Source organism: Candidatus Glassbacteria bacterium (genome assembly GCA_019456185.1).
Classification (GTDB): Bacteria; Gemmatimonadota; Glassbacteria; order GWA2-58-10; family GWA2-58-10; genus JAJRTS01.
On the sequence record VRUH01000020.1, the window covers coordinates 14076 to 38678 of the forward strand.

The 24603-nt window shown below is 59.3% G+C and carries 28 protein-coding genes; 3 read left to right on the forward strand and 25 right to left on the reverse strand.

Annotated elements, in window-relative coordinates; all coding sequences use genetic code 11:
• Positions 1–172: 172 nt before the first annotated feature.
• Positions 173–493: a hypothetical protein gene (locus tag FVQ81_09270; protein MBW7996736.1), complete on the forward strand. Its 321-nt coding sequence runs from the start codon at positions 173–175 to the stop codon at positions 491–493.
• The gene (locus FVQ81_09275; GenBank protein MBW7996737.1) at positions 483–1388 is read left to right on the forward strand and encodes a M23 family metallopeptidase; all 906 of its coding nucleotides are present in this window, start codon (positions 483–485) and stop codon (positions 1386–1388) included. The genes FVQ81_09270 and FVQ81_09275 overlap by 11 nt, the downstream gene beginning before the upstream one ends.
• Positions 1389–1469: 81 nt before the next feature.
• On the opposite strand, the gene rseP is transcribed toward FVQ81_09275, so the two are convergent.
• The 25 genes from rseP to FVQ81_09400 form a co-directional block, all read right to left on the reverse strand.
• The gene (gene rseP, locus FVQ81_09280) at positions 1470–2840 is read right to left on the reverse strand and encodes an RIP metalloprotease RseP (protein MBW7996738.1); all 1371 of its coding nucleotides are present in this window, start codon (positions 2838–2840) and stop codon (positions 1470–1472) included.
• A 43-nt stretch (positions 2841–2883) separates the two neighbouring features.
• Positions 2884–4035, reverse strand: coding sequence for a 1-deoxy-D-xylulose-5-phosphate reductoisomerase (locus tag FVQ81_09285; GenBank protein MBW7996739.1), 1152 nt, complete (start codon positions 4033–4035; stop codon positions 2884–2886).
• Between the two features lie 6 nt (positions 4036–4041).
• A complete protein-coding gene (locus FVQ81_09290) occupies positions 4042–4851 on the reverse strand; it encodes a hypothetical protein (protein ID MBW7996740.1) in 810 nt (269 codons plus the stop codon).
• 63 nt (positions 4852–4914) lie between these two features.
• Positions 4915–5664: an isoprenyl transferase gene (locus tag FVQ81_09295; protein ID MBW7996741.1), complete on the reverse strand. Its 750-nt coding sequence runs from the start codon at positions 5662–5664 to the stop codon at positions 4915–4917.
• A gap of 180 nt (positions 5665–5844) precedes the next feature.
• Entirely contained in the window at positions 5845–6402 is a 558-nt protein-coding gene (locus FVQ81_09300) for a ribosome recycling factor (protein MBW7996742.1), read from the reverse strand.
• On the reverse strand, positions 6399–7118 hold the full coding sequence (locus tag FVQ81_09305; protein MBW7996743.1) for a UMP kinase: 720 nt from the start codon (positions 7116–7118) through the stop codon (positions 6399–6401). The genes FVQ81_09300 and FVQ81_09305 overlap by 4 nt, the downstream gene beginning before the upstream one ends.
• 86 nt (positions 7119–7204) lie before the next feature.
• The gene (gene tsf / locus FVQ81_09310; GenBank protein ID MBW7996744.1) at positions 7205–7798 is read right to left on the reverse strand and encodes a translation elongation factor Ts; all 594 of its coding nucleotides are present in this window, start codon (positions 7796–7798) and stop codon (positions 7205–7207) included.
• 86 nt (positions 7799–7884) lie between these two features.
• Complete coding sequence (rpsB, locus tag FVQ81_09315) at positions 7885–9093, reverse strand: 30S ribosomal protein S2 (GenBank protein MBW7996745.1); 1209 nt, start codon at positions 9091–9093, stop codon at positions 7885–7887.
• Positions 9094–9206: 113 nt separating this feature from the next.
• Positions 9207–9605: a 30S ribosomal protein S9 gene (rpsI, locus tag FVQ81_09320; GenBank protein MBW7996746.1), complete on the reverse strand. Its 399-nt coding sequence runs from the start codon at positions 9603–9605 to the stop codon at positions 9207–9209.
• A gap of 81 nt (positions 9606–9686) precedes the next feature.
• Complete coding sequence (gene rplM, locus FVQ81_09325; protein MBW7996747.1) at positions 9687–10115, reverse strand: 50S ribosomal protein L13; 429 nt, start codon at positions 10113–10115, stop codon at positions 9687–9689.
• A gap of 169 nt (positions 10116–10284) precedes the next feature.
• Positions 10285–11505, reverse strand: coding sequence for a hypothetical protein (locus FVQ81_09330; protein MBW7996748.1), 1221 nt, complete (start codon positions 11503–11505; stop codon positions 10285–10287).
• 22 nt (positions 11506–11527) lie between these two features.
• Positions 11528–12745, reverse strand: a complete 1218-nt coding sequence (locus FVQ81_09335) for a DNRLRE domain-containing protein (protein ID MBW7996749.1) — start codon at positions 12743–12745, stop codon at positions 11528–11530.
• Positions 12746–13013: 268 nt separating this feature from the next.
• The gene (gene rsxA / locus FVQ81_09340; protein MBW7996750.1) at positions 13014–13598 is read right to left on the reverse strand and encodes an electron transport complex subunit RsxA; all 585 of its coding nucleotides are present in this window, start codon (positions 13596–13598) and stop codon (positions 13014–13016) included.
• Entirely contained in the window at positions 13598–14197 is a 600-nt protein-coding gene (locus tag FVQ81_09345; GenBank protein MBW7996751.1) for an electron transport complex subunit E, read from the reverse strand. The genes rsxA and FVQ81_09345 overlap by 1 nt, the downstream gene beginning before the upstream one ends.
• 22 nt (positions 14198–14219) lie before the next feature.
• On the reverse strand, positions 14220–14789 hold the full coding sequence (locus FVQ81_09350) for an FMN-binding protein (GenBank protein MBW7996752.1): 570 nt from the start codon (positions 14787–14789) through the stop codon (positions 14220–14222).
• A 1-nt stretch (position 14790) separates the two neighbouring features.
• A complete protein-coding gene (locus FVQ81_09355; GenBank protein ID MBW7996753.1) occupies positions 14791–15840 on the reverse strand; it encodes an RnfABCDGE type electron transport complex subunit D in 1050 nt (349 codons plus the stop codon).
• A gap of 5 nt (positions 15841–15845) precedes the next feature.
• Positions 15846–17180 (reverse strand): electron transport complex subunit RsxC, encoded by a 1335-nt coding sequence (rsxC, locus tag FVQ81_09360; protein ID MBW7996754.1) that lies wholly within the window; start codon positions 17178–17180, stop codon positions 15846–15848.
• A 25-nt stretch (positions 17181–17205) separates the two neighbouring features.
• On the reverse strand, positions 17206–17673 hold the full coding sequence (gene nrdR, locus FVQ81_09365; GenBank protein MBW7996755.1) for a transcriptional repressor NrdR: 468 nt from the start codon (positions 17671–17673) through the stop codon (positions 17206–17208).
• A gap of 6 nt (positions 17674–17679) precedes the next feature.
• On the reverse strand, positions 17680–18468 hold the full coding sequence (gene ybgF / locus FVQ81_09370; protein MBW7996756.1) for a tol-pal system protein YbgF: 789 nt from the start codon (positions 18466–18468) through the stop codon (positions 17680–17682).
• Between the two features lie 185 nt (positions 18469–18653).
• A complete protein-coding gene (locus FVQ81_09375) occupies positions 18654–19178 on the reverse strand; it encodes an OmpA family protein (GenBank protein ID MBW7996757.1) in 525 nt (174 codons plus the stop codon).
• Positions 19179–19413: 235 nt separating this feature from the next.
• Positions 19414–20802: a hypothetical protein gene (locus tag FVQ81_09380; protein ID MBW7996758.1), complete on the reverse strand. Its 1389-nt coding sequence runs from the start codon at positions 20800–20802 to the stop codon at positions 19414–19416.
• The gene (locus FVQ81_09385) at positions 20802–21395 is read right to left on the reverse strand and encodes a TonB C-terminal domain-containing protein (protein MBW7996759.1); all 594 of its coding nucleotides are present in this window, start codon (positions 21393–21395) and stop codon (positions 20802–20804) included. Before FVQ81_09385 ends, FVQ81_09380 begins: the two co-directional genes overlap by 1 nt.
• Positions 21396–21638: 243 nt before the next feature.
• The gene (locus FVQ81_09390; protein MBW7996760.1) at positions 21639–22070 is read right to left on the reverse strand and encodes a biopolymer transporter ExbD; all 432 of its coding nucleotides are present in this window, start codon (positions 22068–22070) and stop codon (positions 21639–21641) included.
• An 82-nt stretch (positions 22071–22152) separates the two neighbouring features.
• Entirely contained in the window at positions 22153–22845 is a 693-nt protein-coding gene (locus FVQ81_09395; protein ID MBW7996761.1) for a hypothetical protein, read from the reverse strand.
• Positions 22846–22875: 30 nt separating this feature from the next.
• On the reverse strand, positions 22876–24123 hold the full coding sequence (locus tag FVQ81_09400) for a nucleotide sugar dehydrogenase (protein ID MBW7996762.1): 1248 nt from the start codon (positions 24121–24123) through the stop codon (positions 22876–22878).
• A gap of 272 nt (positions 24124–24395) precedes the next feature.
• Here FVQ81_09400 and rpmB point away from each other — a divergent pair, with 272 nt between their 5' ends.
• The gene (gene rpmB, locus FVQ81_09405; GenBank protein ID MBW7996763.1) at positions 24396–24593 is read left to right on the forward strand and encodes a 50S ribosomal protein L28; all 198 of its coding nucleotides are present in this window, start codon (positions 24396–24398) and stop codon (positions 24591–24593) included.
• Positions 24594–24603 lie beyond the last annotated feature (10 nt).

The window sequence follows — 24603 nt, forward strand, 5'->3', positions numbered from 1 at the left end:
CAGTTTTGAGACAGTTGATTAAAGTTATTTTTAAAGTGGCCGTTATAACTACTTGTAGGGATTAAGTTCCGGGCTTTGGCACGATATTTGATATAAAACGCATATCGTGGCAGCCGCCGGCGGAAAGCCTGTCCGCCGCAGATTTGGAACCTAACTGAAACCAGCAGGGAAAATGGGTAAATCGATCTACAGAGCCAGAACCACATATTTTCTGGTCACTACCAACGGCAACCTGCGCAAGATCAGTCCCGCACTGGTCGGGATTGCAGTTGCGCTGTTATTGTCCGCGGTCGTATTGCTGGCCGGCAAATGCGTTACGTACAACCGGCAGTTGAACACGGAACGGAGCCTGATCCAGTCGGAATTGACCAGGATGGAATTCCGTCACGAGCAGATTGAGCAAAACCTTGCCGTCTGCGAAGAGAATAAGCAGAAAATAGCCAGTCTGTTGAATTTCAACACTGAGGCGGAGAGTTCGTCAGATGAAGAATAAGATGTATTTGATGATCTTCTATGCTAACGGCCGTTCGCGGAATATCGGGCTTGACCTGATACGAACCGCGAAAACCGGCGTGGGACTGATAGTCCTGTGCCTGGTCGTATTCGCCGGGGTGATAGCCTGTAATTTCTACCGGCTTAGCGATGTCAGGAGCCGTTATTCGGTGGCGATACAGGAAAAGTCGGCCGAAGAAACCGAGATCAAGAGCCAACTCGTGGCCCTGGAGAATTTCGAGGAAAAGATATCCTTTTTCCTCGGCGGCATGCTTGATGACGGACAGAATGGTAATGTCGGCGGCGCGATGGGCGGCGGCGAGGAAATGGACGTAGTCGTGGAGAACGACCTCGAATCGGCCAGCGAAAGCTCCACCCTGCGCTTCGAGAGCCGCAACTACGATTCCCAGACTCCCGACCAGCGTGTCGACCGGCTGAAAGTCCGCCTGGCCGAACTGGCCGCTCTGGCGCTGGTCGAAAAGAAACGCCTCGACTACACGCCCTCGATCATGCCTTCCCCCGGTTACATGACCAGCCGTTTCGGCTGGCGGCGCAGCCCCTTCACCGGCCAGCGGCATTTCCACCGCGGTATCGATGTGGTCAACAAGCTCGGTACTCCGATCAAGGCCACCGCCAGCGGCGAGGTGGTCTTTTCCGGCAAAAAAGAATTCTGGGGCAATGCGGTCTGGATTGCCCACCGCGACGGGATTATCTCCAAGTACGGACATATGAACGAGCTGGACGTGGTCAGAGGAGAGCAGGTCAGCCGCGGGCAGATGATCGGCAAGATCGGCAAGAGCGGCAGGACAACGGGGCCCCACCTGCACTACCAGATCGAGATCGGCCACAAGGCTGTCGACCCGATGCAGTTCGTGATTGAAGAGACTTACAACTGAACGCCTCAGCGTCATAATTTACTCAAAAAGCCTTCTCCTGTTGGAGAAGGCTTTTTTTCTTTACGATTTTCTGCTGGTCTGCTACAACCCGAACAGCCGGGCGATATCGTTGGCCGTCGCCAGGATCATCAATGCGAACACGAGCAGCATGCCCACCTGGATCATCCTCATCCTCTGCTTCACCGACAGCGGCTTGCCGAAACGGACGACCTCGATCATCAGAAACAGCAGGTGTCCCCCGTCAAGCACCGGGATCGGCAGCAGGTTCAGAATCGCCAGGTTGATACTGAGGATAGCCATGAACGCCCACAGCCGTCCGCTGCGGGCCCACTCGCCGGCCATCTGGCCGATCAGCACCGGACCTCCCAGGGTATCTTTCGCCGTGCTGAGCGAAATCTTCCGCGATACCAGGCCGGTGAGCAGGTTGGCTAAACTGCGGGTGATCATCACAGTGACCCGCACGGTATGCGCGGCCCCTTCCACCAGCGACTCACCCAGTGACATTTCAACCCGCTGCATCGGCCGCTCGATCCCGATCAGGCCAACCTCGCGCAGTTCCCCGCCGGCTACAGGGATCGTACCAGTCCCGGGAGTTATGTTGTAACTCAAACGCTTGCCCTCGCGCAGCACCTCGATTTCCAGTTCCCGTCCCGCGCTGACATGGATTATCCGGGTCAAGTCCAGCCAGCTTTCAATCGGCTGGCCCTCTATCGAAACGATCAGGTCGCCCGGCTCCAGCCCGGCCTCGCGGGCCGGCTTGCCCGGCACCAGTCCGCCGATTTCCGACGGTGTGAAAGGAACGAGCGCGCTGACAACCAGCCGCCTGGTCGAATCCGTGGGTGTGGAGAGCGCCACGCGGTATGTTTGGCGGCTTTCCTTGTGGCTGAGCTGCAGGACCGTGCTGTCGCCGGCCCCTGTCATCACGTTTTCGAGAATATCCTCCCAGTTCTCCACCTGTTTCCCGTTGACGGCCAACACCTCGGAACGGTTCTCGATCCGGCTGAGTCCCGGTATGGACTCATCGCTCCGGGCGATTTCGATAACTGTTCCGCCGATTGTGTCCGCGCCCTGAAAAAAGAAAATCCCCTGGTAGAGAACCACCGCCAGCAGGAAATTGGCCAGCGGACCGGCGAAAATCACCGCGAAACGCTGGAGCACGCTCTTATTTTCGAAATACCGTTGCGAGTCGGTGGTCACCGCATCCTCGTCAACCTCCCCCTCGATACCCTCGGCCGGGTCGTCGCCGGCCATTTTCACATAACCCCCGAACGGAATCCAGCACAGGGCGTACTCGGTTTCGCCCCATTTTCTGGCCCAGAACGGTTTGCCCAGCCCGATGGAGAACCTGAGCACCTGGACGTCAACCATCTTCGCCGCCAGGAAATGGCCGAGTTCGTGGACGAAAATCAGCACGCCCAATACAAATACCGCCACTACGATCGTATATACCATTGCCAGTGCCTGCCCCTGTTAAATTGCTCCCAGTCCGGCTTCATCATTCGCACTCACCCGCACGACGCCGCGCCCAGCGGTCCGCCTCGCAAATATCCTCCAGCGATGGGTCCGGGCTGGAGGGCGTATCGGCAAGTGTCCGCTCGATCACCCGCGGAATACCCATAAAGCCGATCCTGTCGCGGCTGAACAGGTCGACAGCGACTTCATTTGCCGCGTTGAACACCGCCGGCGCCACTCCGCCTGTCCGGCCGGCCTGATAGGCCAGTTCCAGGCAGGGGAAATTTTCGTTGTCGACCCTTTCGAACTCCAGGCTGGCCAGATCGGCGAAATCCGGAATATCGATTTCGTTGCTCAGGCGCTCCGGGTACGACAGCGCGTACTGGATCGGAATCCGCATGTCAGGCACGCCCAGGTGCGCCATCACCGCCCCGTCGCCGAACACGGCCATGCCATGCACGATCGACTGCGGGTGGACGATCACGTCAATCTGGTCATACCCCAGCGCAAACAGATAGTGCGCTTCGATAACTTCCAGCCCCTTGTTGGCCAGCGTGGCCGAATCCACCGTGATCTTGGGACCCATTGCCCAGGTGGGATGCTTGAGGCTGTCGAGGTAGCGCACGCTCTCCAGCCGCTCGCGACCCAGGCCGCGGAACGGGCCGCCGCTGGCTGTAATTACAACCCGCTCCAGTCCACCGCCCTCCTTGTGGCCCTCGATCAACTGGAAGAGCGCGCTGTGCTCGCTGTCGATCGGGATAATTTCCGCTCCCGGAGTTTCTTGGGCCAGTTTCATCAAATGTTCGCCAGCCATCACCAGCGATTCCTTGTTGGCCAGAGCGAGCCGTTTACCGGCGCGCAGGGCCGCTACCGAGGGGCCCAGGCCGGCCGAGCCGACCATCGCGTTGACCACGATATCGACCTCGGGATGGGTCGCCAGCTCCTCCAGCGCCGCAGTACCGGTTTTACAGGTAATCCCGTTGAGGGATGCTTTGTCCAGCCGGACCGCGTAATCCGGATCGCCCAGGCAGATCAACCCGGCTCCGCATTCGCGGGCGGCGTCGAGCAATTTCTCCGCACTGCGCCTGGCAGCCAGGCCCAGGACCTCGTAACGGTTGCCCTGCTCGGCTACAACCGACAGGCAGCTCCGCCCTATCGAACCGGTTGCGCCGAGAATTGAGATTGTTTTGGCCATATCAACTCACCCGAACAGGATTTGAAACAGCAGGGTCAACGGCAGAACCAGCAGGAAACTGTCGAATCTATCCAGTAATCCGCCGTGACCCGGCAGTATCGATGAGGAGTCCTTGACTCCGATATCGCGCTTGAACACGCTTTCCACAAGATCGCCCAGCGGAGCGATAATCGAGGCGGCGAGGCCGTAGGCCAGAGCGGTCGCGGTGCCGAACAAACCCATCACTTCCGAACCGACTCCCCAGCTCAGGGCCAGGGCAAACAAAGTCCCGCCCAGCGCTCCCTCCCAGGTTTTACCCGGACTCAGCCGCGGCCAGAGCTTGTGCCTGCCGACCAGACGGCCCACGACGTAACCGCCGGTATCCACGGTCCAGGTAACGAGGTAAGCCAGCAGCAGCCAGTCCACACCACCCGGTGCAGCCCGCAGTGGAACCTGCAGGGAAAACAAACCGCCGATATAAATAATCCCGAACCCCGTTATCGAGGTGCGGGCGATAAAACCGTCTGTCTCACTCCCGCTGAGCAGTCCCCCAACCGCAACAACCGCCGGCGCCGCCAGCACAGCCAGCGGGAAAACCCACAAAACGCCGCAGGATGCGCCGCCGAAAGCAGCCACGGGCAAAAGCAGCGCCATAGCCACTCCGATACGCGTAAACGCACGGGGGTATTTATGCGCGGCGAGCGAATAAAATTCCCCGCACGTCAGCGATGCCTGGGCCGCCACCAGCAGCAGCAGTGGCCATGATCCGAGCCTGATCAGCAGATAGATCGCCGGAATCCCGATCAGGCCGACCGCGATACGCTGCAGGAGGTTCAACTGATCGGCTCCCGCATATGTTCAACTGATTTCACAATCCACGTAACCGCTATTGTCATCATTTCACACGGTGCTCTTGACCATTCCGAACCTGCGCTCCCGTTTCTGGTAGTCGAGAACTGCCTGGTAAAGGTCGGGTTTGCGGAAATCAGGCCAGAGCACGGAGGTAATGTAAATTTCGGTATAGGCAATCTGCCAGAGCAGGAAATTACTTACCCTGAATTCACCGCTCGTGCGGATCAGCAGATCGGGGTCCGGGAGATCTCGGGTGTAAAGGCTGCGGGCCACTGTCTCCTCGTCGATTTCTCCCGGATCGAGAGACCCGGCGGCCACCCGGCGGCTGATCTCCCGCACCGCGTCGACAATCTCGCTGCGGCTGCTGTAGCTGATCGCCAGATTGAGCACCATCGAGCTGCAATCGGCCGTGTACTCCATCGCCTCGACCAGGGCTCCCCTGACCGCGGGCGCCACTTTTTCCATGCGCCCCAGGCACTGGAGACGGATATCGTTTTCCTTGAGATTTTCACGTTCCCGCTCGATATAATGTCTCAGCAGGCGCATCAGCACCTTGATCTCCGCTGCGGGCCGCTTCCAGTTTTCCTCGCTGAAGGCGTAGAGCGTCAGCGCCGCGCAGCCGATCTCGCGGCAGCCCTCGACCACGTCTCGTACGGCGTGCATCCCGTGCTGGTGACCGAAAACACGGGGCTTGCCTCTCTCCTGCGCCCAGCGACCATTACCGTCCATGATAATTGCCACGTGGTGCGGAATATTGCCGCCGGCGATCACCCGTTCTTTCAGACTTAGTTCGCTCATAAAACCCTTGATGCTGAATTTTCCGGGACAGTCAATATAAGTTATCACCAAATCTAAATTTTGGCAACAGAGCAAGGCCTGTTTCATCCCGGAGATAAAATAAAATCCCCGCCGTCATCTCCAGCGGGGATTGATCTATTTGTTTGCACCCAAAAGTGTTAGAGAAAGACATCTCCGTGCTCAGACTTCCATGATTTCCTCTTCCTTGTGCTTGAGCCCTTTGTCCAGCTTCCTGATATAACTGTCCGTGAGTTCCTGGACCTTATCCATATCGGTGTGCATCTGGTCCTCGCTCACCTCGCTGTCCTTCTGAGCCTGCTTGAGGCTGTCATTAGCTTCCTTGCGGGCGTGGCGGACGCTAACCCGTCCCTGCTCGGAGATCTTGTGGGCCATCTTGACCATTTCTTTGCGCCGCTCTTCGTTGAGAGCCGGGATCGGAATTCTGATCACCTGGCCGTCGTTCGACGGGGTCAGGCCGATATCCGAGGTCTGGATCGCTTTCATGATCGGACCCACCTGAGTCTTGTCCCAGGGCTGAACCAGCAACAGGCGGGGTTCCGGGGCGCTGACAGTGCCAAGCTGGTTGAGCGGCATTTTGGAGCCGTAGGCATCGACCTGCAGATGTTCGATCAGGGCCGGGGAGGCCTTGCCGGTGCGGATACCGGCGAACTCGTGACGGATACCCTCCAGGGCGCTCTTCATCTTCTCTTCAACTTCCTCGAGCAATTTTTCGTTCATTTTTCATCCTCCACGATTGTTCCGATGTGTTCGCCCGCCACTATCTTCGGCAGCGCCCCTTTCCTGCCCATGTTAAAGACCTGGATCGGGAGGTGATTGTCCATGCACAGCGAGATAGCCGTGGTGTCCATCACCCTGATTTCTTTCTGGAGAACCTCGAGATAGGTCAGGCGGGGAATGAATTCGGCGGTTTTGTCCTTAACCGGATCGGCGGTGTAGATACCGTCAACCTTGGTCCCTTTCAGGATCACCTGGCTCTCGGTTTCGATCGCCCGCAGCACGGCCGCGGTATCGGTCGAGAAATACGGGTTGCCCGTACCGCCGGCGAAAATCACGACCCGTTTCTTTTCCAGATGCCTGATCGCCCGGCGGCGGATGTAGGGTTCGGCGAGCTGCTCCATCCGGATCGCGGTCATCACCCTGGTGGCGACTCCGCGGGATTCCAGCAGATTCTGCACGGCCAGAGCGTTGATCACTGTGGCCAGCATCCCCATGTAGTCGGCGGATACCCGCTCGATCCCCTGCTCGGAGGCCATCGTGCCGCGGATGATATTGCCGCCGCCGATAACCAGGCCCAGTTCGACTCCGTTGGACTGCAACTGTTCAATATCTGTAATCAGGGTATCGAGACTGCCGGGGGCCAACTGCTGGCTGTCGGAGGAAAGGGATTCCCCGCTCAACTTCAGCAGCACTCTGCTGTACTTTAGTCCGGCCATCAGAGATCAGGGGGATGGGAGAAAGTTACCGGCGGGCGCCCGCAGAACCTGCTTACGCCCTCCATTAAGACGCGTGGTCAATCCGGTTACTCGCCAAGCTGGAAACGGGCGAACCGGCGCACCTGGACGTTCTCGCCAAGCTTGGCGGCTGCTTCCCGAATCAAGGTTCCGATCATCGTATCGGGATTCTTGACGAACGGCTGCTCCAGCAGGCAGACCTCCTGAAAATACTTGTTCATACGGCCTTCGACAATCTTTTCGACCACATTTTCAGGTTTGCCGCTGGCAAGCGCCTGTTCCTGATAAATCGTCTTTTCCTTCTCGATTAGATCGGGATCGATTTCCTCCCGGCTGATTGCGTCGGGATTGGAAGCCGCGATATGCATGGCAATGTTCTTGGCCAGGTCCTTGAAGTCATCGGTCAGGGCCACGAAATCCGTCTCGCAGTTTATCTCCACCAGCACGCCGATCTTACCGCCCATGTGGATATATGAATGGACCACGCCCTCCCGGGCTTCCCGGTCCTGGCGCTTGGCGGCCTTCATCGCACCTTTTTTGCGCAGAATCCCGGTAGCTTTTTCCTGGTCGCCGCCTGCCTCTTCCAGCGCGCGCTTGCAGTCCATCATGCCAGCGCCGGATGCTTTACGCAGAGCCTGTACGGCGGCCGCACTGATTGCCATACTAACACCTCATCCCCAATAGCATTGTCGAAACGATAAACGAATTGAGTCCGCCACCCCGTCTTCACCCCACACTGCGAAAGCGCTTAGTCGGCTTTCTTGTCCGCCGCCTTTTTCTTGGACGCGGAAGCGGACGAACTCTTGGCGGTACTCTTCTTTGCAGCGATCTTACCCTTACTCTCTGTCTTCTTTTGAGCCTGAGCTTTCTCAGCGCCGGATTTCCTGGCGGCGGCACTCTTCCTGGCTGCCGCAGTCTTCCCGGCCGGAGCGCTCTTCTGCTTCGTATCGGCGGCTTTTTTCTCCGCGGCCGGTTTATCCCTGGCGGCGGCTTCCTTAGGCTTGGGAGCTGCTTTAGCCTTACCGCTCTTTTCGGACGGCCTGGCCGAGGATTCCTTGCTGGCCGATGCGCTCCTGGCGGAGTCGGCCTTCTGCGGCCCGGCCGATACAGCTGCCGGCGCCGGCGCTCCGCCCTCGCCCACAGTCCTCTTCTTGCGGCTGCGGCGACGCGGACGGGACCTGCGGCCCTGCTCTCCCGCTGCGGCGCGGGCTTCGAACGGACCCCTCTGCTCCGCTTCCTGCTTCTCCGCTTCCCTGACCGCGGCTTTCTGATCGAACTCTGACTTACCGTCCATCACCGCATCGGCGATAGCCTCGGTGATAACCTTTACCGAACGGATCGCGTCATCGTTACCGGCCACGGGGAAGGCGATCTTCTCCGGGTCGGCGTTGGTATCGATCAGGGCGATCAACGGGATACCGAGCTTATTGGCCTCAGCCACCGCGATTTTCTCTTTCTGGGCATCCACAACGAACATCGCGCTGGGGATATCGGCCAGCAGCTTGATTCCTTCCAGGGTCTTTTTCAGCTTTTCCAGCTCGCGTTCCAGCGACAGGGCTTCTTTCTTGGCTCTCACCTCGAATTCGCCCTCGTCACGCATCCTCTCCAGTTCGCGCAGACGGCGGATATTCTTCTTGATCGTCTGGAAATTGGTCATCATGCCGCCGAGCCAGCGCTCGTTGACGTAATACATGCCACAGCGTTCAGCCTCGTCGCGGATGATGTCCTTGAGCTGCTTTTTGGTGCCCACGAACAGGATATTCCCGCCCTGCGAGGCGATATCGCGGACCTTTTCGGCGGCCTGTTTGAGATGGTTGAGCGTTTTTTTCAGGTCGATGATATGAATGCCGTTGCGCTCGGCGAAGATGAATTTTTTCATCTTCGGGTTCCAGCGCCTGGTCTGGTGACCGAAATGTACTCCTGATTCCAACAGATCCTGGATAGTCGGAAATGTCATCAACTCTCCTTCGGGGGATTGCCTCCCACGGTGTTTAACTGCAAATACATGCGTTGCAACCGCCCCCGGCGGTTAAGCAATATTGAATTACAAGATCTACCGATTCGCCGGTATTAACGCTTCGAGAACTGGAAGCGTTTGCGAGCCTTGGGCTGTCCGTACTTCTTGCGCTCGACCATCCTCGGGTCGCGGGTCAACAGGCCCTCTTTGCGCAGCGCGGACCTGTGAGCCTCGTCAAGCTCAACCAGGGCGCGGGCCAGGCCCAGACGGATAGCTCCCGCCTGCCCGCTGACTCCGCCGCCTGAAACGTTAACCCGGATTTTATACTGACCCACGGTTTCGGTAGCGGCCAGGGGCTGCTCGACCAACTGGACATGGGTCGGACGCACGAAATAATCGCTCAGACTGCGGCCGTTGATTACCCACTCTCCCTTGCCGGGGCTGACAAATACCCTGGCTACACTGCTCTTGCGCCTTCCGACCGTCTTGACCACATTGCTATCCTTGTCCAAACTGACTGACCTCCATTAATTAATCAACCGGTACCGGACCGCTCGCCCGCAAACCCGGGCAGCCGGAGCGGACGAGTTTGTTCAGATCTCCATCGCCTGCGGCTGCTGCGACTGATGGGGATGGTCTGAACCCGCATATACTTTCAACTTTTTGAGCTGGCTGCGGCCGAGACGGTTATGCGGGAGCATTCCTTTGACCGCTTTCATAATCACGCGCTCGGGGTGCGCCTGCAGCATCTTGTCCAGCCGGACTGTCTTTGCTCCGCCGGGGTAGCCGCTGTGCCGGAAGTAGTGCTTCTGCTCCATTTTTCTGCCGGTAAGGCGAATTTTTTCGGCGTTGACCACAATCACGAAATCGCCGGTATCCAGGTGGGGAGCGAAGTACGGTTTGTGCTTGCCCCTGAGCACCCGGGAGATTTCGGTGGCCAGCCTGCCGAGCACCTTGCCGCTGGCGTCGACCACATACCACTTTTTTTCGATATCTGTCGGTTTAACCGAGAATGTCTGCATTAATCCCACCCGGAGTACTGTTTGCCGCCGTTAACGTTAAAATTTATTACAGTTGAAAAAGGCGTGCGGCAGTACCTGAATTATGCCGCGCGCCACCCGACTTGCCGTAAAACAGATCAGATAAACTAACAGGCTGTAAATCTATTGTCAATAGATTTTTATTTGGTTTTCACTCGCCAACGCCCCGGCGGCGCGGGATCCTGGTCCATTTTTCGAAAAGTGACAGGGAAACGGACAACCTGAGTACATCCTCGACAGGATAGGCCGGATTATCCACTTCGCGGTTGATGAATTCCAGCGCCACATCGATCAGCCCGTTGTTGCGCCCGAAATAGCTGCCGCAGCCCACGCTTATCACCCGTTCGCTGACCGCGGCCCCATCGAGACGGTATCCCAGCGTGGTCTTGCTGTAGCCGGCCCGGAGAGGAAACGAGCGGTACCAGGGAGTATTCTCGCCGCGACCGGGCAGAAACTCAGCGCCCAGGCACCAGCGCCACTGATCGTCGGCGGTAACCGGGTCATTGAGCGGCAGGTCGGACTCGCTCCAGCCCTCGTACTCGAGATCGGCGCCGAGCACAATGCGCGCGCCAACCCGCTGGGAAATCCCCATCCGCCAGCTCATCGGAAAATCCAGCCCCGTCGACTGCGTAACGACAATTCCGCTGTTAAGGTTGCCGTCGCGGTAGATCAGCTCACGGTCCCTGTCGCCGCGGGTGGACGCGGTATACGAAAAGCCGAGGTTTGTCCAGCCGAAAGAGGTGAACAAGCCCACGGTTGGCCTCAGATAGGAGTACTTGTCGTTGAACGCGTCGCGGCTGTCGACATAGGCCTTGTCCTGGAAGAACAGGCTGCGCGTGCGCTCGGCCTTGCCGAACATCCAGTCGATACCCAGGCCCAGCGCCACGTGGTCGCCCAGGCTGCGGGCGATAGAAAACCGGCTGATATACAGGCCGCCCTCCGACTGCACGTGCCGCGCCATCCGGTTTTCGATAAACGGCACGGAAACCGTGTCGGTGTATTCCCAGTTCAGATCGCGCCACTGGTATATTCCCCAGCCTACCACGAACTTGAAGTAGGACGGGAAAATGGCGCGCAGCCCGAGAAAATTGTTCGTGCGCAGGTCGTACCGGCTGGTCCCGTCATCCAGGCTCGTGTAGTCCTGGGCCATGCCGCCGCTGAATCCCGAGCGCCAGAAATTGACCGTCCGGGCCGGGTTGGTGAACGAGAAATCCTCGCCCCTGATCGCGGTGCTCACTCCGCCCATTCCCCTGCTGCGGGCATCGGAGGAAGAGACCGGCAACCCCAGGTGTGGCGCGGCGAACCGCGATTCGGCCCGCAGGATCGGTGAACCAAGCAGAGTGAGCAGTAACAATGTCAGGAGACAGCGCATATCAGATTCCGGTCGATTTCAATTATGGTTTCGCGTCCGCCGGCGCGTCGGTGTAAATCAGCTCCAGCACCGGACGGTATCTCTCCTCGGGCCAGTCCGGCGGATAGAACTGCATGAATCCGCCCACGTTGACACCGGTATTGCTGCCCAGCACCAGATAGTAATCCGTGCCGGTACTGTCCAGCACCAGCACCCGCTGGACTCCGAGAGTCACATCCAGGGCCAGGCTGTCCGTGTCGAAACCGACACCCTGGCTGGCGGAAACGGCGGTCAGCTCCTGCTCCACGAATTCCTTTCCATCGGTGGCGAATACGATCACCTGGAACGTGTCGACATAGGCCGCCTCGTACACCGAAATATGCAGGTGCGCCTTGTTGATCGTGGCGTCGGCGGGCAGCTGGGACAGGTCGTACTTGAGGAATACCTGGCTGGACGGCTCCTCGCCGACTGTCAGCATGTCCGGATTCAGAGAACCGGTGAAGCTGGTGATCGTGGCATCCCCCTTGGCCCGCCGCTCTAAGGCTGCGTTGGTCGTGCTGCCGCTGATCCGGTAGACAATGTCGATCTGGCTGGCCACAGGTGAATCGGGGTTTAGCTCGCGACCGATCATGCTGAACCATGCGTCCTGATCGGCGGGCACCAGTGCCAGTGGGAGAACGGTCTGCCCGGACTGAACGAACTCGTCCAGGGCCAGCGAATCCAGCCTGATCACCATCGTATCCACCAAGGCCGAAACCAGTTCGGTACCAGCGAACCGGGAACTGCCCAGCAGTGCGCCGGGAGAGTAATCGCCGCCCGGAGTGGCCCACGGCTGGCCGTCGGCCGACTGGTTCCAGGTGACCTCGAGCTCCTCGAAATCCCGGTCGAGCTGGTAGACGTTAATATCGAGCGGAACGCCCGGGTTGTAGTTCTCATAGCTGACGATAAACAGACGGAGGGTGGCGGAGACCACCTGCGCGTTCGAGGGCAATGGCACCAGGAAACTGAGCAGGCAGTGGATGCGGAATTTGTCGCGGTTCCCCACATAGATGCGCCCCTGCGCTCCGCGGTTCAGCGGTTCGGACGCCAGCGCGGCCGCCTCGAGCGGCTGATTGAGAACCAGCTGCTGCGGCAGTGTCCCCAGCGACCCGTCGGGAACCAGCAGAGTACCGCCGCCGCTGACGGTCTCCTCGCTGCAAGAACCGACCAGCAGTGCGATAAAAACGGCAAGCACAAACGGTACGATTTTAGATCCGCTCAAAGTATCAGCTTCCCTCATCCCGAATGCCGGCGGGCCGGCGCAACTAAAAACTTCCTCCGCAAAGAACCGCGCTGGGAGGAAGGTGCACCCAACCGCAAAGTGCGAGAATTATGAAATATAATACAAGAGGCTCTTAGGGCCAAAGGATTTAATCCCGCGCAATCCGGGATCCTCATCTGGTGAGTAGTACTGCGTCAGCGGCAGGATAGTTCCATCGGGGCTCAGCGCTGCGGGCGGAGTTCTAGAAGCGTGTTTTTTCAACACGCTTCTATTCCACCGAAAAGCCCGCGAAACCAAGAAACGCAATCGACATCAACCCGGCGCAGATCAGGGCTATCGGGACGCCTTCGAGGACTTTCGGCACGCGGGCCAGCTCCAGGCGCTCGCGGACCCCGGCCATCAGCACCAGGGCCAGGGTAAAGCCGATACCGGCCGAGAAACCCTGCACCAGCGCCTCGACCAGCGACAGCTCGTCGTCGATATTGAGCACGGCCACGCCGAGAATCGCGCAGTTGGTGGTGATCAGCGGCAGGAATATACCCAGGGCCTGGTAGAGCGCCGGCGCGGTTTTCTCCATCGCCATCTCCACGAACTGAACGAGGCTGGCGATTACGAGGATAAACACGATCGTGCGCAGGTAAGTGATCCCGTGGGCGGAAAGCACCAGGTGGTACAACGGCCAGGTTACCAGGCTGGCGATCGTCATCACGAAAATCACGGCCATGCCCATGCCGAACGCGCTGCTGATATTGCGGCTGACGCCCATGAACGGGCAGAGGCCGAGGAACCGGGAGAGGACGAAATTGTTGATGAAAACCGTGGCGATAACGATTGTGAACAGGCTGTCAAACATCAGTCTGATCTCCTGTAACGTTCGATCATGTTGAACCCGGCCAGCAGCAGCCCGTAGGCGATAAATCCGCCCGGCGGCAGGATGAACAGCAGCACGGGACGGAAGCCCTCGGGAGTGACCGGTATGCCGCCAAGCGCCCCGCTGCCCAGAATCTCGCGCACGCCGCCGAGGACCATCAGCGCTATCGTGAACCCGATTCCCATCCCGAGAGCGTCGAGAATCGAGTGGCCGATTCCGTTCCTGCTGGCGAACGCCTCGCTGCGTCCCAGGATAATGCAGTTGACCACGATCAACGGGATAAAGATGCCCAGGGCCCTGTGAAGCTCGGGAGTGTAACCGTGCATCAGCAGGTCCACCACGGTGACGAAACTGGCGATTATGACGATAAAGGCCGGAATCCTGATCTTGCCGGGTATCGCCTTGCGGAAAATCGAGACCACCAGGTTGGAACCCAACAGGACAAACAAGGTCGCCAGCCCCATGCCCAGGCCGTTGACCAGCGAGGTGGTGACCGCCAGGGCGGGACACAGCCCGAGCAGCAGCCGGAACAGCGGCACTTCTTCCCAAAGTCCGCGGATGAATACTTTCCAGGCTGACAAAACCGTACCCTCCTGCGAAGATCTAGTTGATTACCTGATCCAGTTTACGGACAGTTTCGCGCACGCTCTGGCTGACCGCCCGCGAACTGATCGTGGCCCCGGTGATCGCCTCGATTCCGTCGGGACCGCCGCCGCGCACCAGTTGAAGGGCCGTTTCCTTTTTGCCGCGGAACTGGTCCTGGAACCAGGGCTCGTCCTCTCCCCGGCGCACTTCCTCGATCCGGGTGCCCAGACCGGGAGTCTCCAGCTGGCTGGCCACCTTGATTCCGGTGATCGTAAGCTCCCCGTCCACGCCCACCATCGTGCGGATCGTGCTGGAATACCCCTTGCCCAGCGCCAGGGCTACATAGCCCACCGGCTCGCCGCCGGTCGAATCTCCGGGGTAGCCGCGGTAGTAGATAAACCCGTCGGAGGTAGTATCCGGCTCGAAGACGGTCGCGGCCGGCAGGGCCGTCTTCATGGCGTTCAGCTCGCGCAGGCGCTCCACCTCTGCAATCCTGTCGCGAGTCATCAGGTAGACCCTGCTCAAAGCGCCAGCGGCCACAACAGTGATCAGCGTCAGCGAACCGGCCAGTTTAAGAATATCCCACACCTCAACTGCCTCCGTAAATCTTCGGTCTGGTGTACGAGTCAATCAGCGGCGTGGCGGTGTTCATCAGCAGGATAGCGTAGCTTACACCCTCCGGGTAACCGCCCTTGATTCTGATAAGCATTGTCAGCACGCCGCAGCCGAGTGCGAAGATCCACTTGCCCTTGCGGGTCACCGGCGTGGTGACCATGTCCGTGGCCATGAAAAACGCCCCCAGGATCAGCCCGCCGCTGAACACGTGAACGGCCGCGTTACCGGTAAAATAGCCCTCGGGGCCGGCGAAAACCCAGGCCAGCACGGCCACAGAACCGATATAGCCCAGCGGCACCCGCCAGTCGATATAACCCCTGATCAGCAGATAGATCGCACCGATCAGCAGCAGCGCCACGCTCGTCTCGCCGATAACGCCCCCTACCCTGCCCCAGAACAGACTGAGCACGTAATCCAGCCCCTGCATCTGCTCCAGGGCGCCGCGCACCGCTTCGAGCTGCGCCCGGGTGGCCTCTTCCGGCTTGTCGAGCAGCGGAGATATCACGTTCTTGATAAACTGCAACGGTGTCGACTGGCTGATCGAGTCCAGCTGAAGGCCACTGAGCGTACCGTCGCGGGGAGCGGGGAAATCGGTACTGGAAATCATGCTCGTCGGCCAGCTCGCCAGCAGGAACGCCCGGGCGGCCAGCGCGGGGTTCCAGATATTGTAACCCAGCCCGCCGAAGAGCTCCTTGACCACCACTATCGCGAACGCGCTGCCCACGATCGCCATCCACCACGGCACGTTGGCCGGCAGGTTGAACGCCAGCAGTACTCCGGTAACTGCGGCGGAAAAATCGTTGATCTTGACCGGTACGCCGCGAACTTTCTGGCACAGGGCCTCGACCCCAACCGCGCTGCCGGCCGCCAGGGCGATCAGCATCGCGGCGTGCAAACCGAAAAAGTAGACCGCACCGGCCGCGGCGGGCACCAGCGACAGCACCACCGCGACCATAATCCGGGGAATCGATTCAGCGGTATAGATATGCGGAGAACTGGATACTTTGAGATTGATTTCTGCCATCGCGGTTACTTTTTGTCCTTTTTCTGCTTGTCTTCGCTCATAACCGTGTACTTGCCGAACCTGATCAACTGGACCAGGTTACGGCCCGCCGGGCAGGTGTAGCTGCAGGAGCCGCATTCGATACAGTCCATGACGTGGTACTCGCGGCACTTGTCCCAGCGCTCGTTCTCGGCGAACAGAGCCAGTTCGCAAGGCACCAGCCGCACCGGACAGGTGTCCACGCAGCGGCCGCAGCGGATACAGGGTTCGTGCACCGGCACCGGCACCGGGTGCTCCATCAGGACCAGGCCGTTGGTGCCTTTCAGCACGGGGACATCCAGCCCCGGCAGCGCCAGACCCATCAGCGGGCCGCCCATGATCACCTTGCCGAGATTCTCCGGGATTTCCCCCTCTACCTGGGTCAGGACCTCCTCCACCGGAGTGCCGATCCGCACGAGGTAGTTGCCGGGATTGCCGGACGCGCCGGCGACTGTCACTACCTTGTCCAGCAGCGGGCGGCCCTTGGTGACCGCATCGAAAACCGACAGGATCGTGCTCACATTCTGGATCAAGCAGCCCACATCCATCGGCAGTCCGCCGCTGGGCACGTGACGGCCGGTGAGCGCCTCCACGAGCTGTTTCTCGCCGCCCTGGGGGTACTTGGTCCGCAGCGGGGCCACCGCTATGTCCTGTTCGCCGGCGAGCAGGGAGTCGAGCTTTTCGAGCGCCGCAGGCTTGTTATCCTCGACAGCCACCAGCGTGCGCTCGCAGCCCAGAATTTTGATCAGGATTTTTATACCCTCGATCAGCTCCCCGGCCCGCTCCATCATCTGACGGTAGTCCGCGTTGAGGAACGGCTCGCACTCGGCACCGTTGACCAGGAACGTGTCGATAGTCTTGTCCGCAGGAGGGGACAGCTTGACATGGGTCGGGAACGCCGCGCCGCCGAGACCGACGATCCCCGCCTCCCGGATCAGCTTTTTCAGCTCATCGGAGTCCAGGCCCCGCCAGTCGCGTTCGCACAGCACGCCATCGGCCCACGTGTCCTCGCCGTCGCTTTCGATTACGACCGCTTCCATCGCCAGGCCGGCCGGGTGCATGTAGCTGCCCACGTCCTTGACCGTGCCGCTGAGGGTGGCGTGCAGCGGCACGCTGACGAAGCCGGTGGCCCTGGCCACGATATCGCCGAGGCTGACCTCGTCGCCCTTGGCGACAACACACTCCAGCGGCGCGCCGATGTGCTGCTGCAGCGGCAGGATCACCCGCGAGGGCAGTTGCAGCGTTTCGATCTGTTTGTCTCTGGTGGCTTCCTTGGAATCCGGGGGATGGACTCCGCCCGGAAAAGTGGCTTGCTTGAGCATCAGGTACGATTTCTTCCCTTTATCGTTAATCAGCGTCATCGCCGGCGGGGTCCAGCTCTTTGATCCGTTTCTCGAATTCGCTGACCGCCTCGAACCTGTAGTAGACCGACGCGAACCGGACATACGCAACCGGGTCGAGCGCCTTGAGATTCCTGATCACAAATTCGCCCAGCCTGCTGCTGGGGACTTCGCTGGTGTTGAGCTTGTCGATCTGTTTCTCCACAGCCAGCACCAGACTGTCGATTTCATCCATCCGGACCGGGCGTTTCTTGCAGGCGGTGATCAGTCCCATCTTGAGTTTTTCCCGGTTATAAGGTTCCCGCCGCCCATCGTTCTTGATCACCATCAGCGGGATTTTTTCGATATACTCGTAAGTGGTGAAACGCCGCTTGCAGTCCTCGCACTCCCTCCGGCGGCGGATCAGCGATCCGTCCTTGACCGAGCGCGAATCCACCACCCGGCTGTCCGAATTATTGCAAAAGGGGCATTTCATATCAAGCTACTGGTTCAATCTGGCGCGGGCCAGTTCGGCGGCGTTAGATTCGGGAAACTTCTGGATCACGTGCTGAAAGTACGTTTCTCCCCGCGGGACGTCGCCGAGCTTGATCAGGCTGTCGCCGATCTTGAAGAGCGCGTCAGGGGTAAGCTGCGAGTCGGGATACCTGTCGACAATCGACTTATAGCTGGATATCGCTTCCTCAACTTTATTCAGGGCCTGATAGCAATTGCCCATGTACAGGTACGCCTGCGGAGCCAGCGGCATGTCGGGGTAGCGCTGGATGAAGTCCGAGAAACCCTCGATCGCCAACTGGTAGTTGGACGAAGTAAAATCCTTGTACGCAAGATCGTACAGCTCCCGCGGGCCGGGCCCCTGCTGCTTCTGAGTCTCCTGCTGCGCGGCTCCCGGGGTCTGTTCGGGGGTTATCATGGTCCTGCCTGATAAACGGCTGATTCGGCTTTCTGTATCATTCAATCTCTGTTCGGTCACCGAAAGCCGCTCGGAAAGCTGCCGGACATCGGCCTCGAAACCTGCGCTGAAACGGTCCAGACTTTCCACGCGCTGGCGGATCAGGCTGTCGAGCGCGGTAAGCTGATGCTGCAGCTGGCGCTGATCCTGCTTGATACTGAAAACCTCGGAGCGCAGCAGCTGGATCTGCTCCGCACCCGCGCCGCCGCACCCTCCCGCGGCCAGGGCCGCGACTAAGAGCGCTCCGGTCACAAGCGTACGGATTGCACGCGCACTGAGTGCGTAATAATAGTTCTCGAACATGATATTCTTTGATTGCATTGGTCTCCAGCCCCCTCTAACGCAATTTGGGCGCCGGCGAGCAGGCGCCCAAAGAGGCTGAATCGGGTTGACCGGCGGAGTGCGGGTGTTATTCTCCGCGGCCCGGTTGGGGATAAGCTTCGGCGGCCGCCTCCGAGGTGGGGACGGCCGCCTTGGCTCGAATATCGTCTTACTGAGGCTAAGCCTTAATTGGCCATGAACTCATCGCGCCTGTTCTTGGACCAGGCGGCTTCGTTATGGCCTTCCATCGCGGGCTTTTCCTCGCCCCAGCTCTTGGTATCAATCCTGCTGCCGCTGATCCCGGCGTCCATGATAAACTTCTTGGCCGCATTGGCCCTGCGCTCACCGAGGGCCAGGTTGTAAGCCGCAGTACCGCGCTCGTCGCAGTGCCCGCTGATCGTGATTCTGATCTCGGAGAACTCTTTCATCTTCTCGACGACGCCGTAGAGGACGGAGCGGTATTCGTCCCTGATAGCACTCTTGTCATAATCGAAATAGATCGTGCCCTGGTTGACTTCGCTCTTGGCGCGGGCCAGAGCCTCGGCGTGCATGCGAGCTTTGATAGCCGAGCTGTCCACCTTGACCTCGGGCTTCTTCTCGACAACCGGAGGCGGAGGCGGGGGCGGGGGCGGAGCTTCTTTTTTATGGCACCCGATCGCCATGGAAAGAAAAATGGCCGCCAATGGGAGAACGAGATACTTCTTATTCACAGAAACACCCCCGGATCTGAGGTTATCGCTGAAAGACTGAAGCGAAATTGTCAAGAATGAGTATTCGGAGTTTCAAATTCGCAGGCCAGAAACGCCAAAACAGCCGTTATTCGTACGTATGATTATACAATAATATCGGGCTATGTCAAGATAAAAAAGGATTTAATCCACGACCCGCGCGCTATCAGTGAAACCCCCGTTTTCCCCCTTGTTATCGGTTCGGCGCCGAAAGAAATCACCTGTCGAGATACGGTGACCAGCTGGCCTCCTTGCCCGGGGTCCACGAGGAGTGCAGCGGCCGCTGGGAGTTGCCGTCCCAGTCCATCGTGTAAATCTCGAACCGCCCTCTGCCGCCGCGGCGATTGCTGGTGAAAACGATATGCAGTCCGTCCGGGCTCCAGGTGGCGTCGCGGTTCTCGCCCTGGGTCGTGAGCTGGATGAAATTGTCGCCGTTGGTATCAATGATCGCTATCTGGAATATACCGTTGATCTCGCTGGTGACAAGGATTTTATCCCCATAGGGCAGCGGCCGCCAGCGTGGCGTAGTGTTGCGGCTCTCGAACGTCAGCCGGCGCACGTTGAGCCCGTCGGCGCCCATCAGGTAGATATGCGGGTTGCCGGCCCGGGTGCTGTTGAACGCCAGTTCCTCGCCGTTGGGGCTCCAGGTCGGGTCAAAATCATCGGCGTAGCTGAACGTCAGCCGGTTGGGCCTGGTTTCGCCGGGACGGAGGAAATAGATCTCCTGGTTGCCGCTGACCCCGCTCGAGAACGCCAGGAAGCCGTTGCGCTCGCACCAGTTGGCCACCATGTCCACCCCGATGGCCGCGTGCAGCAGATTAACCTCGCCCCCGGCAAGGTTAACAACGTAAAGGTCGGGATCGGTCACTATGTTTTTGAACGCGGTAAACGCCAGCCGCACCCCGTCGGGGCTCCACGACGGGAGCTTGACAATCGTGTTCTCGTTGGTGATTCGCGATGCGTTATAGCCGTCGTAGTCGGAGGTGTAGATTTCGGTGACATTATCCGGGTGGTCGCGGACGAAAGCGATCCGGGTGCTGGCCACTCCGCGCTCTCCGGTGACATTCAGCACCACGTCGTCGCTGATCCGGTGGGCCGCCAGCCGCCGGTTGGCGAAATCGACCGTGTAGTTCTTGAGAAACACCAGGTCCCCGAGTCCCAGGTCGTAGACCCTGATCTCGACCACCGGCCGACCGCCCAGCTCGAAAAAAGTACCCGCCACCAGGTACTCGGCCCCAGTGGCCCTCCAGCCGCGAAAATCCACCGCGCCCTTGGCGCTGGCCAGCGCGGCGATAGTCAGCTCATCGAAACTGTTGTTGACCAGCTCGAAACGCAGACTGAAATCCAGATCGGAGATGACGATCTCGCGGATACGGCGCACCGCCTCCTGGCTGTCGGCCAGAGCGGCGCTGGCGGCGGGCATGGCGGCCACAGCCACTTTGTAGCGGTGGATCCGGCTGGTGGTGATCCGCATGTAGATCTCGCCCTCGGGCAGGGAAGACGAGGACGGGGGAGCCTGTGCCAGCAGGGAAGCAGCCAGGGAAGCAAAAATCAAGAGCAGAAAAGAAAAAAAAATGTGCCTGTTTATCAAACCGATTCCACTCATTAGCTCTCGAATTCAATGTGAAGTGTCAGCCTTGATTCCTTGTAGTCGGGAGGCAATTGTGGAAAACTACTTGAATTAATCACAGCACGGAGTGCTGCACGGTCAAATGCCGGCTCACCGCTGGATTTCTCTACACGCGCATCAGTCACTTGTCCGTTGCGCTGGATACAAAAGTAAATTGTGCCTAACGCTTCACCAGAGTAAGGATTACGCCAATTCCGCTCTATCTTGTCCTTCACCAGCCGCAAGTACCACAAGAACTCGAACTGCTCGTCGCTGCGCATCCCGCTCAGGTTCTGGTCGGGCCGCTTCTGCTGGATAACTCTCCGTTCGGTCTGCTGAGCTTTGGGCTGGGCCTCTTTCTGCTTGGGCTTGAGCTTCTTTTTCTGCTCCGGCGGCGGCGGGATTGTCTCCACGTCCACTTCCGGGACAGTTTCCTCCACCGGCGCGGCCTGCACCTGGGGCATGCTGACCAACTGCACCCGGTAGACCTGCGGCACGGCGAAAGTAATCGCCCGTTCCCAGCCGTAATAATAGAGGAACAGCAGCAGACCCACGTGGGTGACTATCGAGATGGTAAACGCTTTACGCATCGGCCGCACCCGCGGCTAAGTATTCATTCAACCCGCTCCAACAGGGCTAATCAGCGAGGATGAAATCTCCCTCGGTCCCCCTTTTTCAAAGGGGGAAGCCCAACCACATCCCCCCGCGGGCGAACACGAGGTTCGCCCCGAGGGGAAATTTCCTAATCGGTTGCACTAATCCCCTCTGCCAAGAGGGGTGACCCGCTTTGCCGGGGGACGGGGTGTGTAACCCGGTCAAACACGAGGCCGCCCCTAGCGGCGTTCCCGCACCAGTCCGGTCACGCTGGGCTCGGCGACCATCCCGATCGACTCGAAACCGGCCGCACGGATCATGCCCAGCGCCATGATCACCTTGCGGTAGGCGATATCTTCGTCGGCGCGGATATAGACCGACTTGGACTTGAGATTGGTGTAGTACTCGGCCAGCTTGTCGGCCAGCTGCTCCTCGCTGACCGGCTCATCGTCGAGAAAAATCCCCTTGTCCTTGCTGATCGTGAGCACCAGGCCCGTGAACGTAAAACTCTGAGCGGTCTGGGTCTTGGGCAGCTCCACCTCGATTCCGCCCTGGAACAGGGGGGTGGAGATCATGAAGATGATCAGCAGGGTGAGAGTGACATCCACCAGGCTGGTGACATTGATCTCGCCCATCAGGTCGTCGTCGTATTCTTTCGCGAATCTGGGCATGGCTTCCTGAATGTCCGGCTTATACGTTTAACCGACTGCGAATTAATTTCTTACGCGCTCAACTTTATTAAACCTGCACCGGCTAAAGGTTCAGGCTGCTCTTGTAGATAATCCCGGCCAGCTCCAGGGAAAAATTATTGCACTTGTCCATGATCCGGTGGGCCTTGCTGGAGAGGACATTGTAGCCCACCACCGCCGGAATCGCCACGGCCAGGCCGACCACGGTGGTAATCAGCGCATCGGCGATACCGGGGGCGACCACGGTGATATCGGCGCTGCCCTTGGCCGCGATATCCAGGAACGCCTCCATGATCCCCCAGACCGTGCCCAGCAGGCCCAGGAACGGGCTGATCGAACTCACGATCGCCAGGAACACGAGGTAGCTGCGCAGGCTGGCGCCCTGCTCGGCCACCGTGCGCTCCATCGCCATCAGCAGCGAGTCGCGCATCATCACCGTGGGATCGAGCTTCGCGCGCTTATCCTCGTTCTTGGCCAGGATCCGGCGCAACTGGCGCACCTCCTGCACCGCGGTGCCAACCAGCGCGCCCACGGGGCTGTGGACCATGCCCTTGCCGGCCTCGTGGATCTGGTCCAGGTCGCGCGCGGCGCGGAAACGGCCCAGGAAACTGTCCACCTCTTTCTCGGCCCTGTACAGGTCGATAAACCTGCGGCCCATCACCATCCAGCTCAGCACCGAGAGCAGTCCCAGCACGATCAGGATAAACTGGGCTTCCGGGCTGGCATAGATCAGCGTGGAGATTAAATCACGACCCAATAGGTCCTCCCTCGTCTGGCGGTCAATCCATCAAAGTTTGACGATTTTCGTGTCTTTCAGCCCGCGCGCGCCGAACGCATTGCGGGTGTCGACCACTAATCCGGCGTTATCCAGGATCATCGGGTAGTCGAAATCGCTGTGGTCGGTGGTAAGCACCACGCAGTCGGCCTCGCTCACCAGCTCCGGGGTAAGCTCCTGGCTCTTGAGGGCGACTTCGTTTAGATGGAACTCCTGGACGAACGGGTCGTGGAAGCTCACAGCGGCGCCCTTGACCTGCAGCAGACGGGCCACATCCAGGGCCGGCGACTCGCGGATGTCATCGATATCCTTCTTGTAGGCCACGCCCAGCAGCAGGATTTTACTGCCTTTCACGCTGCGCTCCGCCTCGTTCAGCGCATCGGCCACCTTGCGCGCCACATAGGCGGGCATGCTTGAATTGATCTCGCCGGCCAGTTCGATAAAGCGGGCGTAATAGTTGAGGCTCTTCAGCTTCCAGCTCAGGTAGTGCGGATCGATCGGGATGCAGTGGCCGCCCAGGCCGGGGCCGGGACGGAACGGCATATAGCCGAACGGCTTGGTGGCGGCGGCCTCGATCACTTCCCAGACGTCGATCCCCAGTACGTCGCACATCAGCGCCACTTCGTTGACCAGCCCGATATTGACCGCGCGGAACGTGTTCTCCAGCAGCTTGACCATCTCCGCCGCATCCGTGCTCGATACGCCGACCACCTGCTCGACGATAGCGCTGTAATAGGCTTCGGCGTATTTGAGGCACTCCGGCGTACAGGCGCCGATAACTTTCGGCGTGTTCTTGATCGTATAGACCTTGTTGCCCGGATCGACCCGCTCGGGGCTGAAAGCGAGGAAAAAATCCTCGCCCACCTTCAACCCGGTCTCCTCCAGCATCGGCCGGATCAGCTCCTCGGTGCTGCCGGGATAGGTTGTGCTCTCTAGTACGATCAACTGGCCCTTGCGCAGGTGCTTGCGGATTTGCCCGGCGGCGGCCAGGATAAAGCTCACGTCCGGGTTCTTGGTCTTGTTCAGCGGCGTCGGCACGCAGATCGACATCAGGTCCGCGCTGGCGAGCACGTCAAACTCGGTTGTCGCTTTCAACAGCCCCTTCTTGACCAGCGGACTGACATCCGCCGGGTCGATATCGGGGATATGGCTGCCGCCGTGGTTGATAACGTTGACCTTGTTCCGGTTCAGGTCGATCCCGGTGACGCTGAACCCGGCGGAGGCGAATTCCATCGCCAGGGGGAAACCAACATACCCCATGCCGATAATCGAAATCTCGGCCTTGCGCGATTCTACTTTCTGTATTAAATCCAAGGTCCACCTCGACAGTGGTCTGATGTCTGAAATGACGCGTGGAAACAGCGGCTGACAGGTAATAATATTAGCTTGAAAATTTATACCCGGAAACTGGGCAAGTCAATTAAAAATTCGGCAGTTGCACCGAATGCAAGTCTCGGCGCACAAAACTGTTGCACCGGATTGAACTATTGTATATATTGACTTTTCCTTATTGGAAACATCATGGAGGAATAATGGCTAAAGTATGCGGTGTGTGCGGGAAAAAGCCGGTGTCCGGCAACAACGTGTCACACGCCAATAACAAGACCAAACGCCGTTTCCTGCCCAACCTGCAGAAAATCCGCGTCCATGTAGACGGGACCAACCAGCGGATGTACGTCTGCACGCGCTGCATCAAGAGCGGCAGGGTGGCCAAGGCCAAAGTGGCCTGAACGGGCAGGT

Bases quoted from the DNA above. Each gene is read 5' to 3' on its own strand.
- FVQ81_09270 (MBW7996736.1), top strand. From the start codon at position 173: ATGGGTAAATCGATCTACAGAGCCAGAACCACATATTTTCTGGTCACT.
- FVQ81_09275 (MBW7996737.1), top strand. From the start codon at position 483: ATGAAGAATAAGATGTATTTGATGATCTTCTATGCTAACGGCCGTTCG.
- rseP (MBW7996738.1), bottom strand. From the start codon at position 2,840: ATGGTATATACGATCGTAGTGGCGGTATTTGTATTGGGCGTGCTGATT.
- FVQ81_09285 (MBW7996739.1), bottom strand. From the start codon at position 4,035: ATGGCCAAAACAATCTCAATTCTCGGCGCAACCGGTTCGATAGGGCGG.
- FVQ81_09295 (MBW7996741.1), bottom strand. From the start codon at position 5,664: ATGAGCGAACTAAGTCTGAAAGAACGGGTGATCGCCGGCGGCAATATT.
- FVQ81_09300 (MBW7996742.1), bottom strand. From the start codon at position 6,402: ATGAACGAAAAATTGCTCGAGGAAGTTGAAGAGAAGATGAAGAGCGCC.
- FVQ81_09305 (MBW7996743.1), bottom strand. From the start codon at position 7,118: ATGGCCGGACTAAAGTACAGCAGAGTGCTGCTGAAGTTGAGCGGGGAA.
- tsf (MBW7996744.1), bottom strand. From the start codon at position 7,798: ATGGCAATCAGTGCGGCCGCCGTACAGGCTCTGCGTAAAGCATCCGGC.
- rpsB (MBW7996745.1), bottom strand. From the start codon at position 9,093: ATGACATTTCCGACTATCCAGGATCTGTTGGAATCAGGAGTACATTTC.
- rplM (MBW7996747.1), bottom strand. From the start codon at position 10,115: ATGCAGACATTCTCGGTTAAACCGACAGATATCGAAAAAAAGTGGTAT.
- FVQ81_09330 (MBW7996748.1), bottom strand. From the start codon at position 11,505: ATGCGCTGTCTCCTGACATTGTTACTGCTCACTCTGCTTGGTTCACCG.
- rsxA (MBW7996750.1), bottom strand. From the start codon at position 13,598: ATGTTTGACAGCCTGTTCACAATCGTTATCGCCACGGTTTTCATCAAC.
- FVQ81_09355 (MBW7996753.1), bottom strand. From the start codon at position 15,840: ATGGCAGAAATCAATCTCAAAGTATCCAGTTCTCCGCATATCTATACC.
- rsxC (MBW7996754.1), bottom strand. From the start codon at position 17,180: ATGCTCAAGCAAGCCACTTTTCCGGGCGGAGTCCATCCCCCGGATTCC.
- nrdR (MBW7996755.1), bottom strand. From the start codon at position 17,673: ATGAAATGCCCCTTTTGCAATAATTCGGACAGCCGGGTGGTGGATTCG.
- ybgF (MBW7996756.1), bottom strand. From the start codon at position 18,468: ATGCAATCAAAGAATATCATGTTCGAGAACTATTATTACGCACTCAGT.
- FVQ81_09380 (MBW7996758.1), bottom strand. From the start codon at position 20,802: ATGAGTGGAATCGGTTTGATAAACAGGCACATTTTTTTTTCTTTTCTG.
- FVQ81_09385 (MBW7996759.1), bottom strand. From the start codon at position 21,395: ATGCGTAAAGCGTTTACCATCTCGATAGTCACCCACGTGGGTCTGCTG.
- FVQ81_09390 (MBW7996760.1), bottom strand. From the start codon at position 22,070: ATGCCCAGATTCGCGAAAGAATACGACGACGACCTGATGGGCGAGATC.
- FVQ81_09400 (MBW7996762.1), bottom strand. From the start codon at position 24,123: ATGGGGTATGTTGGTTTCCCCCTGGCGATGGAATTCGCCTCCGCCGGG.
- rpmB (MBW7996763.1), top strand. From the start codon at position 24,396: ATGGCTAAAGTATGCGGTGTGTGCGGGAAAAAGCCGGTGTCCGGCAAC.